Source organism: Cupriavidus sp. GA3-3, assembly GCF_000389805.1.
Lineage (GTDB): Bacteria > Pseudomonadota > Gammaproteobacteria > Burkholderiales > Burkholderiaceae > Cupriavidus > Cupriavidus necator_D.
On the sequence record NZ_KB944469.1, the window covers coordinates 166,362 to 182,738 of the forward strand.

Genomic DNA, 16,377 nt, shown 5'->3' on the forward strand with positions numbered 1-16,377 from the left:
AAACAATCCCGGGGAGCTACACATGAGCACGATCTTCTACGCCTTCGGCATCCTGCTGTTCGTGGCCGTGGTGCTCTGCGTCGAGGGCATCTACCTGTGGTGGAGCAACGCCCATGGCCCCGCGGCCAAGCGCATCGAGGCGCGGCTGCGGGCGCTGTCGGCGGGCGGACATGTCAGCGCAGAGCAGTTGTCGATCCTGAAGAAGCGCATGCTGGCAGGCTCGCCGCGCTTGCAGAAGTGGCTCATGAGCGTGCCCCGCGTGGGCGCGCTGGACCGGTGGCTGGAGCAATCCGGCAGCACCTGGTCGGTGGCGCAACTGCTGGGCTACTGCGCGATGGTGGCGCTGTGCACGGTGGCACTGATTCCGCTGTTGCCGATCCCGGTACCGCTGGTGCTCGCCGGCGCGGCGCTGGCCGCCCTGCTGCCAGTGCTGCATGTGATGCGCCAGCGCGCCAAGCGGATCAAGCGGATGGAGGCACAGCTGGCTGATGCCGTCGACATGATCAGCCGTGCCCTGCGCGCCGGGCACTCATTCAGTGGCGCGCTCGGCATGGTCGGGCAGGAAATGAAGGCCCCGATCGGGCCGGAGTTCCGCACCACCTTCGAGGAAATCAATTATGGCGTGGCACTGGACGAGGCCATGACCAACCTTGCCATCCGGGTACCGGTGGGCGACCTGCGCTATTTCGTCATCGCGGTGCTGATCCAGCGTGAAAGCGGCGGAAACCTGGCGGAGATCCTCGACACCATCGGCACGATGGTGCGCGAGCGGCTGAAGCTGTTCGACAAGATCCGTGTGCTGTCGGCGGAAGGCAAGATGTCCGCGTGGGTGCTGGGGCTGTTGCCCTTCGGCACTGCCGGGCTGATTCTGGTGGTGAATCCAGGCTTCATGAAGGTGCTGTGGGAGGACCCGATTGGCTTGCGCATGATCGGCGGCGCGCTGGTATCAATGACCTTCGGTGTGCTGTGGATGCGCAAGATCATCCGTATCCGGGTATGAATGTGCAGCGTGCGGTTCCACAAGTACATGCAGTGCTCGAAGAAGCAGGGCTTGGACAGCTATCCTGACGGGAGTCCATCATGCAAGGCATTATCCAGGGGTTTCAGGCGGACCAGTTTGTCGTGCTCGCGCTGATCTTCGTGGCGGCGTTCGGCACGGTGTTCGGGGTGCTCTACGTGTTCTCGCCCAACCGCTTGCGGGGGCGGGCGGAGCAGATTGCAGGCCAGGCGGGTCAGCTCGGGGCTGATCCTGGCAAGCAGAATCCGCTATACGAAAAGCTGGTGCAATGGGCGCAGCCGGTATCGCGGCTGTCACTGCCCAAGGAGGGGTGGGAGAGCTCGCAGCTGCGCGTGCGCTTCATGAACGCCGGCTGGCGCAATGCCAGTGCCGCACCGCTGTACTTTGCGGCCAAGACCGTTCTGGCCATCGCCCTGCCGATGATCGGGCTGCTGGCAGCCGCCGGCCAGCCCGGCCTGCAGGACCGGAATATCATGTTCGCGTTGCTGGCAGTGCTGGGGGCAATCGGCTACTACCTGCCCAACGTCGTTCTCGCGCGCAAGGTCGCGCAGCGCCAGCGTACGGTGTTTGAAGAGTTTCCGGACGTGATCGACCTGCTGACCGTCTGCGTGGAGGCCGGCCTCGGGCTCGATGCAGCGCTGATGCGCGTGGCCGACGAGCTGGCGCTGCGCTGCCCGGTGCTGGCCGATGAGCTCCAGCTGATGCTGCTGGAGCTGCGCTCGGGCTTCTCGAAGGAAAAGGCGCTGTCTAACCTGTCGCTGCGTACAGGCGTGGAGGACGTGGACAAGTTCGCCTCCATGCTGATCCAGGCCGACCGCTTCGGCACCAGCCTGGGCGAGTCCCTGCGCGTGCTGTCCGACATGCTGCGCACCAAACGCCGCATGCGGGCCGAGGAGCAAGCCGCCAAGATCGCGCTCAAGCTGTTGTTCCCGCTGATCTTCACCATCTTCCCGTCGCTGTTGCTGGTGCTGCTCGGGCCAGCCTTTATCCAGATCTATCGCGTTCTCCTGCCCACCATGGCCGGACAGGGAGGGTAATACTTCCGGGAAACCGTGATCGTTTCCCCCGGCTGTCTCCCGGTGCAATGCCGGCTAGACAGTCACTTGCCCGGACCTGGTTCCGGGCTTTTTTGCTTTTCGTCGGGATTCGCGGGACTTGACCAGACGGGCTGGCTTATTAAGAATGCAGGCAACCACCCGCCGCCGTAGCGGCCCATGCAGCGAGCCCCATGCGCCTCCGGAGTCCCCATGAAGCTACGCATCCTGAGCGACCTCCACATCGAGCACAACATGCCGCAGTCCGTGCCTGCCTGCGATGCCGACGTCGTGGTGCTGGCCGGCGACATCGCCAACGGGCGCGACGGCATCGACTGGGCCGCGCGCACCTTCAGCCAGCCGGTGGTCTATGTGCCCGGCAATCACGAATACTACGAAAGCAACTTCGATACCGTGGATCGCCTGATGGCCGAAGCCACCGAGGCGCACCCGGGCATACAGGTGCTCAATGGCACCGTGGCCGAATTCAATGGCGCGCACGGACGGGTACGCATCATCGGCACTACCTGGTGGACTGACTACACCCTGTTCGGCACTGACCGGCGCGATGACGCGATGCAGGCTTGCGCGGCTGTGATGCTGGATCACCGCCTGATCGAACTCCACGGCGACGACGGCCGTCCGCGGCATTTCACGCCCCAGGACGCGCTGGCGCGCCACCAGGCCGCGTCGGCCTGGCTGGCGGCGCAACTGGCGCAGCCCTACGATGGCAAGACCGTGGTGGTCACGCATCACGGCCCCGACCTGGGCAGCCTGGACCCGCGCTACTCGCACGACCTGGTCTCGGGCGGCTTCCTGTCGCGCCGGCCCGACCTGGTAGCAAAGGCGGACCTGTGGATCCACGGCCATACCCACACCAGCTTCGACTACTGCATCGACGATTCGCGCGTGGTCTGCAACCCCCGCGGCTACGTCAGCCGCCGCACCGGCGAGCTGGAAAACAAGCGCTTCGACTGGTGCTGCGTGGTTGTGGTCTGACGCGCGCCGGAGCCGGCCTCAGCCCTTGCCGCGCGCATCCCTCAGTTGTAGTTGAAATTGACCGTTGCCACGCTGTCGACCGTGCCTGGCGTGACCGGGCCTACCCGGTAGTACCTCACCCCCAACGGAATGGCCATGGTCATTGCCGCGCCGACATTGCCCATGCCGACATCGGCGTTGAGCGGCAGCGGGGTGCCCGCCGGGCCGCCATTCAGCATCTGCAGGCCAACGCCTTGCGCCGAGCCGTTGTTCCGCAGGACGCTGCCCACGGCGGTGGCATCGCCGCTGATGTTCATCGTGACGATCGACTGGGTGACGCAATTCTCGAGAGTGAGCCCGAATCTCGTCGCGCCCGCGGTCGAGCCGATGGTGGGCAGGGACGAGGCGCTGATCTTGGGCAAGGTAATGACCTGGTTCGCCGTGCCGGCGCTGAGGTTGCAGCTTGGCGGAATGAAGCGGAAGGTCACTGGCGAAGTCATTTGCTCGCCGAACTGGGCCGTCCACGGCCCCGGTCCCGAGCCCCCCGTCCAGCTGTCCTGGTAGCCGAAGCGCATCAGGCTGTCACTGAACGTGCCGCTGGTCAGCACCGTGCTGGTCCGCACCAGGTCCAGCCGGAACCGGAAGGTCTGGGTCGAGGTGCCCAGCGGCATCGTGCAAGGCACCCCGCCCGAAGCCGCCCCCATGCAGTTGGCACCGAAGTTGTCGCCGCCGTTGGTGCCGTAGCTGGTCGGTGCAATCAGATTGCCGTCGGGCATGTACATGCGATAGCCCAGTCCCGGCATGGCGGTGGCAAAGGTCTGCTGCGAGATCGAAGTCGCCACCAGCGGCGTCTGCGGCGTGTAGTTCAGGGCCCAGCCATTGGTAGATGGGTGCCGCAGTCCGGTGTCGTCGCACGTCACCGTTACGGTAATGGTGGCGCTGGAGATCACCTGGCCGATACCGGTGGTCTTGCTGATGCTCACCGTGGCCGGCAGGAACGGCGAGGTCACGGTGGTTCCCATGCAGGCAGCATGCGCCTGGGCGTATGCCAGGCACATGAGTGCCGCACAGGCAAGCACCGAAGGCACGCGCCTGATGCACGCGGTGGCATGAACCAGCCAGCGTCGTGGCGATGTAGTGATTTCGTTTTCCATGGCAGCCATGCTAGGAGGTGGGTTGATCCGGGATTTGCCCGCGGGTTCAATAGGCGGCGATTAGAAATGTAGCCGGCGCCTTCCGCTCCACAAATAGGGCAAGCCTTAGATCAGGGTGAGAGTTTTCTGCGCTCGTGCATGGCAAGGCGCGAGCGTCGCGCTGCCCGGAACGAAAAAACCCCCGCGGGCTCGCACCCGCGGGGGTTTTCCAAGACAGCCTGCCCGTGAGGGCAGGCGGTCGGCGATGAATTACATCATGCCTTCCATGCCGCCCATGCCGCCCATGCCGCCCGGCATTGCCGGAGCCGATTCTTCCTTCGGCGATTCGGCAACTGCGCAGTCGGTGGTCAGCATCAGCGAAGCCACCGAAGCGGCGTTCTGCAGTGCGGTGCGGGTGACCTTGGTCGGGTCCAGCACGCCCATTTCCACCAGGTCGCCGTACTCGCCCGAAGCGGCGTTGTAGCCGTAGTTGCCCTTGCCTTCGATAACCTTGGCAACGACCACCGAAGCTTCTTCACCGGCGTTCAGCACGATCTGGCGCAGCGGCTCTTCCATGGCGCGCAGCACGATCTTGATACCGGCGTTCTGGTCGGCGTTTTCGCCGGTCAGTGCCGAGATCGCAGCGCGGGCACGCAGCAGGGCCACACCACCGCCGGGGACGATGCCTTCTTCCACCGCAGCGCGGGTGGCGTGCAGGGCGTCTTCCACGCGGGCCTTCTTTTCCTTCATTTCGACTTCGGTGGCAGCGCCAACCTTGATCACGGCAACACCGCCGGCCAGCTTGGCCACGCGCTCTTGCAGCTTCTCACGGTCGTAGTCCGAGGTCGCTTCTTCGATCTGGGCGCGGATTTGCTTGACGCGGCCTTCGATCGCAGCTGCGTCGCCGGCGCCGTCGATGATGATGGTGTTTTCCTTGCCGATCTCGATGCGCTTGGCCTGGCCCAGGTCGTTCAGGCCAGCCTTTTCCAGCGTCAGGCCGATTTCTTCAGCGATGACGGTGCCGCCGGTCAGGATGGCGATGTCTTCCAGCATGGCCTTGCGGCGGTCGCCGAAGCCCGGAGCCTTGACGGCGGCGGTCTTCAGGATGCCACGGATGTTGTTGACCACCAGGGTCGCCAGGGCTTCGCCCTCGACGTCTTCAGCGACGATCAGCAGCGGGCGGCCGGCCTTGGCCACTTGCTCCAGCACCGGCAGCAGGTCGCGGATGTTGCTGATCTTCTTGTCGAACAGCAGCACGAACGGGTTGTCCAGCTGGACAACCTGCTTTTCCGGGTTGTTGATGAAGTACGGCGACAGGTAGCCGCGGTCGAACTGCATGCCTTCCACGACTTCCAGCTCGTCGGCCAGCGACTTGCCGTCTTCAACCGTGATCACGCCTTCCTTGCCGACCTTGTCCATGGCTTCGGCGATGCGCTCACCGATGGAGGTGTCGCTGTTGGCCGAGATCGCGCCAACCTGGGCGATTTCCTTGCTGGTGGTGGTGGGCTTGCTGACCTTCTTCAGCTCTTCCACGGCGGCGGCAACAGCCTTGTCGATGCCGCGCTTCAGGTCCATCGGGTTCATGCCGGCGGCAACGAACTTCATGCCTTCGCGCACGATCGACTGGGCCAGCACGGTAGCGGTGGTGGTACCGTCACCGGCGTTGTCGCTGGTCTTGGAAGCCACTTCCTTGACCATCTGGGCGCCCATGTTCTGCAGCTTGTCCTTCAGCTCGATTTCCTTGGCCACGGACACGCCGTCCTTGGTCACGGTCGGGCCGCCGAAGCTGCGCTCCAGCACCACGTTGCGGCCCTTCGGGCCCAGGGTCACCTTGACTGCGTTGGCGAGGATGTTCACGCCTTCGACCATCTTGGCACGTGCGGCGTCGCCGAACACTACGTCTTTAGCTGCCATTCTTGAATCTCCTGAAATCTGTACGGGGTGGCGGTCAGTTGGTGAATTACTTGTTCACCACGGCCATGATGTCTTCTTCGCGCATGACCAGCAGTTCCTGGCCTTCCACCTTCACGGCCTGGCCGGCGTACTTGCCGAACAGCACGCGGTCACCGACCTTGACGTCGAGGGCGATGTTGTTGCCCTTGTCATCCTTCTTGCCAGGACCGATTGCCAGCACTTCGCCTTGATCGGGCTTCTCGGCAGCGTTGTCGGGAATCACGATACCGGACGCGGTCTTGGTTTCGTTGTCCAGACGCTTCACGATCACGCGGTCGTGCAAAGGACGCAGATTCATACGGACTCCTAGATACAAAGTGAGTTTTTGATCACAAATCGGCCGGCTACCGAGGCGACGGCCGTCAGAAATGTTCAGGTGTCGCAGGAGGCTGTTAGCACTCACCCCTGACGAGTGCTAATTATAGGGACGGGGTAGGGGCATTTCAAGACGCGGGTGTGATGCGGGTTTTCCCGAGGAGCGGTTGATGCCTTGCGCGGCATGGGCTCCCGGCCGGCAACGACCCGCCTGTAGGAATAATCCCGGCACCCATTCGGGCGTGTGCCTGACAGCGCAACGTGGTGCCGCTACCTAGACTGGGCTTGTCGCCGCGCGCCCGTCTTGGCCGGATGTACGGCGTACGCCGCGCCGAGCGCTTCCGTTGCCGGCGCCTCCGACAGCGACTCTGGAGGTATTCCATGGATCCGAAACAGCCTGCTCGCCTTACCCGAATCGCCAGCGTGATTGCCGCAGGCCTGGCTGGCCTCAGCTGCGCTGCGGCCATTGCCCAGACAACCGCCACCCCCGCTACCCCGGCCACGCCGGCAACCCCTGCTGCCCAGGGCATGCCCGCGACCCCGGCGATGCCGGCAACCTCTGCCACGCCAGCAGGCGGCCAGGGCGTGCCGCCCGGCATGACCCAGATCGAGCCGCCGAAGGACCCGCTGGTGGAACGCCGCGAGGCGCGCCAGAAGGCCGCCGCCGAGTACAAGGCCAAGAAGAAGGCGGCCAAGGGTGAGTACAAGGAAGAAGTCGGCGCTGCCAAGCAGGAGCGCAAAGTAGAGAACAAGGCAGCCGATGCAACGGCCAAGCAGGAAATGGCCGCACCAAAGCAATAGCGCCAGCCTTTGCGAGACGGGTGGCCGGGATCAGCCGGCCACCTTCTTCGTGCCAGACATACCCCTCCCGTTTGCCCTTCGGCAGCATCCGGACCCTGGCGGCTTGCAAGAGGCAGGATCGCGCCTAGACTCGATACGAGCGAGTCGTGCGCCTTTCTGCCCGGCTTGCCATCTGCGCCATGTCCGCTGCCCACCCACGCCACTGGTTCGCAGGCCTTCTCCTGTCCGGCCTGGTGGGCGCACTCAGCCTGTGCAGCACGTTTGCCGTAGCGCAGCAGAAGCCGGCGCCGGCGTCCGCGCCCGTTGCGGCCCCCGCGGCGAAAGCCGCAACCGGCAAGGCAGATGTCGCCAGGCCGCGCGGCCTCAACCTGGCCAACAAGCCGCGCATGGGCGACTTCGATGTGATGGTCAACAGTCGCGTCATCCGCGTGCTGGTGCCTTACAGCCGCACCCTCTACTTCAGCGACAAAGGCCACGAGCGCGGAATTACCGCAGAACTGGTGCGGGAATTCGAGCGCTACCTGAACAAGACCTACGCCAGTCGACTGGGCAAGCGCCCGCTCACCATCATCATCATCCCCACCACGCGCGACCGGCTGCTGCCCGACCTGGCGGCGGGCCTGGGCGATATCGCCGCCGGCAACCTGACCGAGACCGAGGCCCGGCTGAAGCTGGTCGACTTTGCCGCGCCGCGCGACCGCAAGCCAGTGCGCGAGCTGATCGTGACCGGCCCCAAGTCGCCGGCGCTGAAGAGCCTGGACGACCTGGCGGGCAAGACCGTCCACGTGCGCCGCGCGAGCAGCTACTACGACAGCCTGACTGCACTGAACAACCGCCTGCGCCAGTCCGGCAAGGCGCCGATGAAGCTGGTGCTGCTGCCCGATGCCCTTGAAGACGAGGACGTGCTCGAGATGCTGAACGCGGGCCTGCTGGAGATCGTCGTGGTCGACGACTGGAAGGCCGCAATGTGGGCGCAGATCCTGCCTGACATCAAGGTGCGCCAGGACCTGGCGGTGCGTGAAGGCGGCTATGTCGGCTGGGCCTTCCGCAAGGACAGCCCGCAGTTGCGGCAGGTCATTGACGATTTCTATGTCAATTACGTCAAGAAGCAGGGCATGGCGGAATACCTGATCAAGCAATCCATGCGCCGGGTCAAGCAGATCAAGAACAACACCGAGGACGCCGAATACAAGCGCTTCCAGCAGACCGTTGCCTTCTTCGAGAAGTATGGCAAGGACTATGGCTTCGACCCGCTGATGCTGGCGGCACAGGGCTTCCAGGAGTCACAGCTCAACCAGCAGGCGCGCAGCCGCGTGGGCGCCGTCGGCATCATGCAGATCATGCCCGCCACCGGCAAGGAACTGAACGTGGGCAATATCCAGATGGTCGAGTCCAACATCCACGCCGGCGCCAAGTACATGGACCGGCTGATGACGAAGTACTTCCCCGACGCGCATTTCTCGGAATCCAACCGGCCGCTGTTCGCCTTTGCCAGTTACAACGCCGGGCCCGGCAATATCGCCAAGATGCGCAAGGAGGCTGCGGCGCGCGGGCTGGATCCCGACAAGTGGTTCAACAATGTCGAGATCGTGGTGGCGGAGAAGATCGGCATCGAAACCACCACCTATGTGCGCAATATCTACAAGTACTACGCGGCCTACCGGCTCACGCAGGACCGGGAGGCCGCGCGTGAGCGGGCACTGAAGGAAGTCCGGAAGTAGCCCGGCCACGCCGCAAGGATCAGTCGGCCAGTCCGCTGGCGTCGATATAGCCCAGTGCCTCGGTCACGGCGCGGCGCGCCTTGAGCACGTAGCAAACGCGGCGCTCCTGGATCGACAGCGCCAGCACATCGGCCTGCACCAGTTCCAGGAACACGTGGCCGGCGCGCGCCAGGCTCAGCCGTGCGACCTGCGCCAGGTCGGTGGCCGGCAGGCCCGCCTCGCCGGCCTCCAGCAGCGCCCGGCAGATCCGGATCCGCGCGGGCTCGGTCATCAGCGCAAGGGTCAGCGTACTTTCCTGGGTCTCCATGATCACACCTCGGTCTCCGGGCACGCCCCCGGTCCGCGAAACACGGCGGCAGGGCGGTGCTGGCGTATTTTTTTCCGCGCCGTTCCTTGCGCGCAGTTTTTCCCGTTCTACGCGGCTCGCCGCGCAAACGCAATAGGGTGGAGCCACGGCCCGGCAAAGACTGGTGCGATTACAACAAATAGCGCGTGCCAGCCGCATTCGGGGGATGCGCGATGCGGCTGCACCTCCCCTTCGGCGGCCGGCTGCGGTCAGACCATCAAGCCATCACAAACGGCAATTGCCGCTGGCGCTTGCCCGTCAGCGTGAACAGCGCGTTCGCCACTGCCGGCGCGATCGGCGGCACGCCCGGCTCGCCCAGGCCGGTGGGGTTCTCCTGCGAGGGCACGAAGAACACGTCCACCACCGGCGCATCGGTGATGCGCGGCGGCGGATAGTCCGGGAAGTTGCTGTTCTTCACGGCGCCGTTCTCGATCTCGATGGCAAACCCCGGCTTGGTCATGGCCAGCCCAAAGATGCAGGCACCCTGGATCTGGGCCTCGGCGGACATCGGGTTGACCACGCGGTTGGCATGCACGCCGGCGGTGACGCGGTGCACGCGCGGCTCGCCCTTCACCACCGAGACGTCGACCACGTAGGCCACCACGGTGTTGAACGACTCGTGCACGGCCACGCCCCAGGCATGGCCCTTGGACAGCTTGCGCTTGCCATAGCCGGACTTGTCCACCGCCAGCTGCAGCGCGGCGCGGTGGCGCGCGTGCTTCTTCTCGTCGAGCCGGGCCAGGCGGAATGCCACGGGGTCCTGCTTCGAGGCTGCGGCCATTTCATCGGCCAGCGTTTCCTTGACGAAGGCGGTATGCGTATTGCCCACCGAGCGCCACCACAGCACCGGCACGTCCACCTGCGGATGGTGCACCGACATCTGCAGCGGCAGGTCATAGTCATTCTCGACGATGCCTTCGGTCATGGTGGCGTCGACGCCGTTCTTGACCATGAAGGGCTCGAACGGCGTGCCCTTCAGAATCGACTGACCGACGATGGTGTGCTGCCAGCCCACCACCTTGCCCTGCGCATCCAGCCCGATGCGGGCGCGGTGCAGGTGCAGCGGTCGGTAGTAGCCGCCGCGGATATCGTCCTCGCGGCTCCACACCACCTTGAGCGGCTCGGTGTGGCCGGCGGCTACCCAGGCCTTGAGCACGTTGGCCGCTTCCACGATGTAGTCCGAGGTCGGCACCGCGCGCCGGCCGAAGCCGCCGCCGGCCATCATGGTGTTGAGCACCACCTTGTCCGGCGCCAGCCCCAGCGTGCGCGCCACCGCGGCCTGGTCGACGGTCTGGAACTGCGAGCCCACCCAGACCTTGACCGACTGCACCTTGCCGCCGGCCACTTCCGGCTGCAGCGTGCAGTTCAGCGGCTCCATCGGCGCGTGCGCCAGGTACGGGAAGCGGAAGTCGGCCTCGATCTTGCGCGCGGCACCGTTGATGGCCGAGCCGATATCCCCGCTCCCCGCGCGCGCCACCGTGCCGGGCTGGCCGGCCAGCCTTGCGTATTCGTCGAAGAGCGCCTGCGACGACACCTTCGAGCCCGCGTCTTCCCACTGGATCTCGAGCGCATCGCGGCCCATCTTGGCCGGCCAGTAGCCGCTGGCAATCACCGCCACGCCGCTGCCGCCGCGGTCGACCGGCACCTGCAGCACGCCGCGCACGCCCTGCACCGCGCGCGCCTTGTCGGCGCTGAAGCTCTTGACCTTGCCGCCAAAGCGCGGCGGGCGCGCCACCACGGCCACCACCATGCCCTTCAGGTGCGTGTCGATGCCGAACGGCGTGGTCGCGTCCATCTTGCCGCGCGCATCCAGCCGCGGCGTGGGCTTGCCGACGATGCGGAACTGCGAGGGGTCTTTCAGAGTGACCCGCTGCGGCACGGGCAGCTCCATCGCCGCGGGCGCCAGCTCGCCGAAGGTGGCACGATGGCTGCCGGACGTGATGACGCCCTGCTCCACCTTGCAGCTGGCCGGATCGACCTTCCACTGCTGCGCGGCCGCCGCCACCAGCATCGCGCGGGCGCGCGCGCCCAGTTCACGATATTGCTCGAACGAGTGGTTCAGCGCGGTGGAGCCGCCGGTCATCTGCATGCCGAAGGCGGGGTCCTTGTACGGGTCGCCCGCCGGTGCCAGCGTGGCGCGCACGTTGCGCCAGTCGGCGTCCAGCTCTTCGGCCAGCGCCATCGGCAGCGCGGTGTGCACGCCCTGGCCGAACTCGAGCCGGTTCACGGCCACGGTCACGGTGTTGTCCGGCGCGATGATCAGGAACGCCTGCGGCGCCGGCGCTGTGGTCCTGGGCCTGGCCGCGTCCTGCGCCTGCGCCAGCGGCGCCACGCCCAGTGCCAGCCCGCCGCCGGCCAGGCCGGTCAGCTTCAGGAAACTGCGGCGGTCCAGCGTGGCGATACCGGTGTGCTGACGCGCTTCGCCATCATTGCCGCCCTGGCCGCCGGCCAGTGCCTCGATGCCTCGGATTCGCATTATCATTCCTCCCGCTCAGGCCAGCGCACGGGCGGCGTCTTTGATCGCCGCGCGGATGCGCTGGTACGTGCCGCAGCGGCACAGGTTGCCGGCCATGGCCTGGTCGATGTCGGCGTCGGTGGGCCGCGGCTTGGTGCGCAGCAGGCCGATGGCGCTCATCACCTGGCCGTTCTGGCAGTAGCCGCATTGCGCCACGTCGTGCTTGAGCCAGGCGTCCATCACGGCGCGCCCGACCTTGTCAGTGCCGATGCCTTCGATGGTGGTGATGCGCGCGCCGGCAGCCGCGGATACCGGCGTCACGCAGCTGCGCGTAGCCTGGCCGTTGACGTGCACGGTGCAGGCACCGCATGCGGCCATGCCGCAGCCGAACTTGGTGCCGGTCATTTCAAGGTTGTCACGCAGCGCCCACAGCAGCGGCGTGGACGGGTCCACGTCGACTTCACGGGTCTTGCCGTTGACGTTGATATTGAGGGTGGTCATGGGGGGACACTCCTTGGGTACGTTGCCCGCTGGTTCTTTCCAGTGCCCCCGCCGGGCGCAATCGTGCGGCGCGCGGGCACTGCCCATGCGCCGCAGCCTGGCGCAAAGGACAAATGAGGATAGTGCAATTTCGGTCACCTTGCCGGACACCATGCGCACTACCCTGCCCCCGAAGCCGTTTTGCACGAACTTTGGGCATGTGGCGGCTGTCCCTCATGAATCCCTTCGCTTTCCGATTTCTGCCGCCGCAACAGTGCCATCGACTGTTCCAGAACACACTTATTCCGGCGCCTCCGCGGCACCGGTCCCGCACGCCACCGCTGCCACGCGCGTGCCGGCGGCCCAGTCCCCGTCAGTGGCGCGGCTCGACAGCATCCAGGCCCTGCGCGGGCTGGCCGCCGCGTTCGTGGTGGTCTACCACTCCGGCCTGGCGCTGGGCGGCGCCGATGCGCCGGCGCTCAACTGGCTGACCGACAACGTGATCAAGCGCGGCCATGTCGGCGTGGACGTCTTCTTTGTCATCAGCGGCTTCATCATCGCCTGGGTCGCGGTGCTGGCGCGGCCCCAGCCTGAGCGCCCGCTCAGCTTCATGATCCGGCGCTGCTGCCGGCTGGCGCCGCCGTACTGGATCATGTCGGCCATCCATGCGCTGCTGCTCAATCCGGTCACGCCGGCGGTATTCGCGGCGTCGCTGGCCTTCCTGCCGACTGCAGCCGACCACGCGCCGTACTATGGCTACCCGGCGCTGTACGTGGGCTGGTCGCTCAACTATGAGCTGGCGTTCTATGCCGCCTTCGCGCTCGGCCTGCTGGCCGGGAGGCGCGCGCTGCTGGTGGTGCTGGGGGTCTTCGCGTTGACCACGCTGGTGCTGCCGTGGTGGCGCTTCGGCGCGCTGGCGGCAGATCCGGCGCAGGGCTACCCGTTCGCCACGCCGTGGCTGGCCATGGCCAGCAATCCGCTGGTGCTGGAATTCCTGCTGGGCTGCGGACTGGCGTGGGCCTACGCGCGCTGGCGCCACCTGCTGACGCCGGCCATCGCGGTGGGCATGCTGGCAACCGGTTGCGCGGCGTTCGCGCTGTCGCTGCCGCTGGTCGGGCCCGACTTCAGCCTGGCCGGACGCGGGCTGCCCGCGGCGGCGCTGCTGGCCGGCGCCGTGGCGGCCGAGCACGCCGGCGTGCTGCGCGTGCCGCGCGTACTGGTCTGGCTGGGCGAACTGTCGTATGCGCTGTACCTGACGCACCCCACCGTGATCGAGGGCGTCAAGCACCTGATGCCCGAACTGGCGCCCTACCAGACCGCGCTGCAACTGCTGCGCTTTGCCATCGATGCCGGCCTGGCGCTGGCGCTGGCGCTACTGCTGCACCGCTGGGTGGAGCTGCCAGGCATCGCCGCCGGCCGGCGGCTGGCGCGGCGCTGACGCGCGCGCTCAGCGCTGCGGCATGCCGGCCAGGAACAGATAGAGCGCGGTCAGGTCGGTATCGTTCATGCGTCCGAACGAATCGAACGGCATCACGCGGCTTACTTCGGTGCCATCTGGCCGCTTGCCGCTGCGCATCATCGCGATAAAGGCCGAAGCCTGGCCGTAGCGCGACATGGCGCCGCCCGGCACGGGGCGCAGGTCCGCCGCGGGCGGCCAGTCGGGCGGCGCGCCCGGGATCTTGCCGCCGCGGAAGTCCGGCCCGTGACATCCCAGGCACGCATTGGCGACGTAGCCGCCGTACCTGGCCGTGGGCGCCGGCACCATTGCAGGCTGCACCGGCAAGCTGTGGTCGATCTTGGCGGCCGCGTCCTGCACGATGCCCACGCCGTACAGCGCCCGCACCAGCCATGGCATGCGGATTTCCGCGGGCGCCCCCATCGCCGGCGGCAGGCTGCGCAGGTAGCCCACCAGCGCGCCCAGGTCCTCGTCGCTCAGGCGGTTGTAGTCCTCGCTGGGCATGATCAGCAGCGGCCGGTGCGAGGGCGCCACGCCATGGCGGATGCTCCGTACCCAGTCAACCGGCTGGTAGGCGGCAATGTCCGGATTGGCGCGCGTCAGGTCCGGCGCGCGCACGCGCAGGCCGCCGGGGTCGTCGATCACCTGCTTGCCGCCGCCGCCGGCACCGTGGCATTCCATGCAGCCGCGCGATTCAAACAAGTACTTGCCGAGCGCGATGCCGGCGGCATCTTCACGGATGGCGATGGGTGAAACCTTGACCTCGACAATGCGCGACGCCTTGCGCTCGCCGACCCATACCGCGGCATAGGCCCCCACGGCCACGGCGACAGCCGTGCCGGCCAGCCCCCATGCCGCCACCCGCAGAAATCGCGCCATTTTGCCTTCCCCTGTCTGCCGCACTGGATGCAGCAGCTTGCCGCCAGTGGGCGGGGGGCTGTCGGTGGGGCAGGCCACATAGCGGCGGCGCGCGCCTCGGTCAGGCCAGCCCGGCCGGGGCCCGGTCGATGAAGCCGGTCATGCGCGCCAGCCGGCCATCGGCGGAAATCGTGGCGAAGTCGGTGCCGACCACCAGCGCCGGCTCTCCCGCCGGGGCCAGTTCCCACGTAAAGCGCAGGTGCTCGCCGTGCGCATCGACCGGGCTCACGCGGGTAAAGCGAAACCCGGGGAACTTCGTCTGCACCGCGGCGATCATCGCGTCGATGCCAGCATGGCCGTCCCCGCGCATCAGCGGATCGACATAGCTTGCCGATTCCGTCCACGCCAGCGCGATCAGCTCGCGCCGGCGCGCGGCATCGGTCTCGTTCCAGGCGGCGAGGTAGCGGTCGGCAAGGGTGGCGGGATCGGCAGTGACTTGGGCTTGGATGGCGGCAGACATGGCGTACTCCTAGTGTTGGTTGGGAATCCGTACAGGGCCTGGGTTCAGGCCATGGCTGCATGATGGACGCGGCGGGGCCGCGGCGCGATTACCGGGGAGGTTATCGGCGGGGTTACTGGCGAAGTGCTCGGGAATGGTGACGGCAAATGCCGCCTTAAGCCGGAGGCACCGCTTGCCGACCGCCCGAATGCGGAGATCCGTTCAGATCGACGCGGCGGAGCTCGAAGCCGGTCTTTCGGAATAACAGCAGCGAGGCGTCGTTCCCAGGGGAAATCCTGGCCCGACAACTGGAAAAGCCATCAAGCGCCAGCGCCTGGATGGACCGGCGCAGAAGGTACGAACCCAAACCCTGATGCTGCGTGCCGGGAGCCACAGCTATCAACGCGATAACCGGAGCCTTGTAAAGGGCAAAGTCCGTGGCGAGGATCGTCCCGGCCAATTGACCTGACGGCGTTTCCGCAGCGAATGATGCCGTCGACAGAAAGGGGCCGTATTGATTGCTTAAGATAGCCAGGAGTTTGCGTCCCCATGTCTCCAACGGCGCGCTATCGACCGTGCCTGCAAAGGCGGAGTAAACCAGCGGGACAAGGCGCTCAAGGTCACCATCCTTGAGATTCCGAACCGCATGACTGCAAGAACCGGGGGCCAACCCGGAGCAAGCGCGCTCCCAAAGCAGATCGACATCCTCGCCAGATACCGGCTCATTTGCACTTGAAGACATGATATTTGCACCGAAGAAGGGAAAGCCTAGGTCGAGATTCCAGGAAGTTTCGCCACGACTGTAAAGAAATGCCACCACCGTGACGGATCGCGATGGCCGGGGCCGTAGAATTCTTCCCAGTGTTCAGTCCTCCATTCTGCAAAAAGCTCCTGAAGCGCTTCGGACCGAAACACCGAGAATTGGTCATGCTTGGCAAACTGATCTTTCTCCCCGAAGAAATGTCCGGCAAAAACCCCGTCGGGATACAGAGCCGCCGCGATACGCCTCCATAGATCAGCGAAGCTGGCTGGGTGAACATACTGCAACGCGTAGCCAGCGTGGATCAACGAAACTCTTGGCAGCGGGACCTCCTGAAAGTCTGCGCACACGGCTGATAACCTCCCTCCACCCGCACGAGTTCTGAGGTGAGCCACAACGGTGGGGTCCTTGTCGATGGCAAGGACACGCCAACCCCGCCTAATTAGATAAAGCGGAACTACGTCACTTCCGCATCCCAGGTCTATCGCGATGTTCGAACTTCCAGGGCGCCCGGCAACATCGGCAGCCGTGACAACGTATTCCCGAACACCTGCAGGATCTTCCATTGGC

General features: G+C 66.0%; 16 protein-coding genes. 6 read left to right on the plus strand and 10 right to left on the minus strand.

The window, feature by feature from the left end:
• Positions 1–22 precede the first annotated feature (22 nt).
• The 3 genes from C265_RS08915 (at position 23) to C265_RS08925 (ending at position 3,051) form a co-directional block, all read left to right on the plus strand.
• Entirely contained in the window at positions 23–1,000 is a 978-nt protein-coding gene (locus C265_RS08915; RefSeq protein ID WP_010813042.1) for a type II secretion system F family protein, read from the plus strand.
• Between the two features lie 80 nt (positions 1,001–1,080).
• The gene (locus C265_RS08920; RefSeq protein ID WP_010813043.1) at positions 1,081–2,055 is read left to right on the plus strand and encodes a type II secretion system F family protein; all 975 of its coding nucleotides are present in this window, start codon (positions 1,081–1,083) and stop codon (positions 2,053–2,055) included.
• 210 nt (positions 2,056–2,265) lie between these two features.
• Entirely contained in the window at positions 2,266–3,051 is a 786-nt protein-coding gene (locus tag C265_RS08925) for a metallophosphoesterase (protein WP_010813044.1), read from the plus strand.
• A gap of 41 nt (positions 3,052–3,092) precedes the next feature.
• Here the strand turns inward: C265_RS08925 and C265_RS30980 are convergent, their stop codons facing one another.
• The 3 genes from C265_RS30980 to groES form a co-directional block, all read right to left on the minus strand.
• A complete protein-coding gene (locus C265_RS30980; protein WP_011614663.1) occupies positions 3,093–4,052 on the minus strand; it encodes a fimbrial protein in 960 nt (319 codons plus the stop codon).
• Positions 4,053–4,433: 381 nt separating this feature from the next.
• Positions 4,434–6,077, minus strand: a complete 1,644-nt coding sequence (gene groL / locus C265_RS08935) for a chaperonin GroEL (protein ID WP_010813046.1) — start codon at positions 6,075–6,077, stop codon at positions 4,434–4,436.
• A gap of 46 nt (positions 6,078–6,123) precedes the next feature.
• The gene (gene groES, locus C265_RS08940; protein WP_010813047.1) at positions 6,124–6,414 is read right to left on the minus strand and encodes a co-chaperone GroES; all 291 of its coding nucleotides are present in this window, start codon (positions 6,412–6,414) and stop codon (positions 6,124–6,126) included.
• A gap of 398 nt (positions 6,415–6,812) precedes the next feature.
• Between groES and C265_RS08945 the strand changes: the two genes are divergently transcribed.
• Both C265_RS08945 and C265_RS08950 read left to right on the plus strand, forming a co-directional pair.
• On the plus strand, positions 6,813–7,232 hold the full coding sequence (locus C265_RS08945) for a hypothetical protein (RefSeq protein ID WP_037023934.1): 420 nt from the start codon (positions 6,813–6,815) through the stop codon (positions 7,230–7,232).
• Between the two features lie 179 nt (positions 7,233–7,411).
• Positions 7,412–8,953, plus strand: coding sequence for a transglycosylase SLT domain-containing protein (locus C265_RS08950; protein ID WP_037023936.1), 1,542 nt, complete (start codon positions 7,412–7,414; stop codon positions 8,951–8,953).
• Between the two features lie 19 nt (positions 8,954–8,972).
• Here C265_RS08950 and C265_RS08955 read toward each other — a convergent pair whose 3' ends face one another.
• The 3 genes from C265_RS08955 to C265_RS08965 form a co-directional block, all read right to left on the minus strand.
• The gene (locus tag C265_RS08955; protein ID WP_037023964.1) at positions 8,973–9,260 is read right to left on the minus strand and encodes a hypothetical protein; all 288 of its coding nucleotides are present in this window, start codon (positions 9,258–9,260) and stop codon (positions 8,973–8,975) included.
• Positions 9,261–9,516: 256 nt separating this feature from the next.
• A complete protein-coding gene (locus C265_RS08960) occupies positions 9,517–11,775 on the minus strand; it encodes a xanthine dehydrogenase family protein molybdopterin-binding subunit (protein ID WP_010813051.1) in 2,259 nt (752 codons plus the stop codon).
• Positions 11,776–11,790: 15 nt separating this feature from the next.
• Positions 11,791–12,255, minus strand: coding sequence for a (2Fe-2S)-binding protein (locus tag C265_RS08965; RefSeq protein ID WP_010813052.1), 465 nt, complete (start codon positions 12,253–12,255; stop codon positions 11,791–11,793).
• Positions 12,256–12,586: 331 nt separating this feature from the next.
• On the opposite strand from C265_RS08965, the gene C265_RS08970 reads away from it, so the two are divergent.
• Positions 12,587–13,672, plus strand: a complete 1,086-nt coding sequence (locus C265_RS08970; protein WP_037023938.1) for an acyltransferase — start codon at positions 12,587–12,589, stop codon at positions 13,670–13,672.
• Positions 13,673–13,681: 9 nt separating this feature from the next.
• Here C265_RS08970 and C265_RS08975 read toward each other — a convergent pair whose 3' ends face one another.
• From C265_RS08975 to C265_RS33165, 4 genes are all read right to left on the minus strand, one after another.
• Positions 13,682–14,569 carry a c-type cytochrome gene (locus C265_RS08975; RefSeq protein WP_010813054.1) on the minus strand — a complete coding sequence of 296 codons (888 nt, stop codon included), beginning with the start codon at positions 14,567–14,569 and terminating at the stop codon, positions 13,682–13,684.
• Between the two features lie 100 nt (positions 14,570–14,669).
• Entirely contained in the window at positions 14,670–15,068 is a 399-nt protein-coding gene (locus C265_RS08980) for a nuclear transport factor 2 family protein (protein WP_010813055.1), read from the minus strand.
• Between the two features lie 154 nt (positions 15,069–15,222).
• On the minus strand, positions 15,223–15,864 hold the full coding sequence (locus C265_RS31310; protein WP_234788129.1) for a GNAT family N-acetyltransferase: 642 nt from the start codon (positions 15,862–15,864) through the stop codon (positions 15,223–15,225).
• The gene (locus C265_RS33165) at positions 15,816–16,373 is read right to left on the minus strand and encodes a trans-aconitate 2-methyltransferase (protein ID WP_010813057.1); all 558 of its coding nucleotides are present in this window, start codon (positions 16,371–16,373) and stop codon (positions 15,816–15,818) included. Before C265_RS33165 ends, C265_RS31310 begins: the two co-directional genes overlap by 49 nt.
• Positions 16,374–16,377 lie beyond the last annotated feature (4 nt).

Coding starts and splice junctions, on each gene's coding strand:
- C265_RS08950 (WP_037023936.1), top strand. CDS start 7,412: ATGTCCGCTGCCCACCCACGCCACTGGTTCGCAGGCCTTCTCCTGTCC.
- C265_RS08960 (WP_010813051.1), bottom strand. CDS start 11,775: ATGCGAATCCGAGGCATCGAGGCACTGGCCGGCGGCCAGGGCGGCAAT.
- C265_RS08920 (WP_010813043.1), top strand. CDS start 1,081: ATGCAAGGCATTATCCAGGGGTTTCAGGCGGACCAGTTTGTCGTGCTC.
- C265_RS30980 (WP_011614663.1), bottom strand. CDS start 4,052: ATGGGAACCACCGTGACCTCGCCGTTCCTGCCGGCCACGGTGAGCATC.
- groES (WP_010813047.1), bottom strand. CDS start 6,414: ATGAATCTGCGTCCTTTGCACGACCGCGTGATCGTGAAGCGTCTGGAC.
- C265_RS08925 (WP_010813044.1), top strand. CDS start 2,266: ATGAAGCTACGCATCCTGAGCGACCTCCACATCGAGCACAACATGCCG.
- C265_RS08955 (WP_037023964.1), bottom strand. CDS start 9,260: ATGGAGACCCAGGAAAGTACGCTGACCCTTGCGCTGATGACCGAGCCC.
- C265_RS08980 (WP_010813055.1), bottom strand. CDS start 15,068: ATGTCTGCCGCCATCCAAGCCCAAGTCACTGCCGATCCCGCCACCCTT.
- groL (WP_010813046.1), bottom strand. CDS start 6,077: ATGGCAGCTAAAGACGTAGTGTTCGGCGACGCCGCACGTGCCAAGATG.
- C265_RS08965 (WP_010813052.1), bottom strand. CDS start 12,255: ATGACCACCCTCAATATCAACGTCAACGGCAAGACCCGTGAAGTCGAC.
- C265_RS08975 (WP_010813054.1), bottom strand. CDS start 14,569: ATGGCGCGATTTCTGCGGGTGGCGGCATGGGGGCTGGCCGGCACGGCT.
- C265_RS33165 (WP_010813057.1), bottom strand. CDS start 16,373: ATGGAAGATCCTGCAGGTGTTCGGGAATACGTTGTCACGGCTGCCGAT.
- C265_RS08945 (WP_037023934.1), top strand. CDS start 6,813: ATGGATCCGAAACAGCCTGCTCGCCTTACCCGAATCGCCAGCGTGATT.
- C265_RS08915 (WP_010813042.1), top strand. CDS start 23: ATGAGCACGATCTTCTACGCCTTCGGCATCCTGCTGTTCGTGGCCGTG.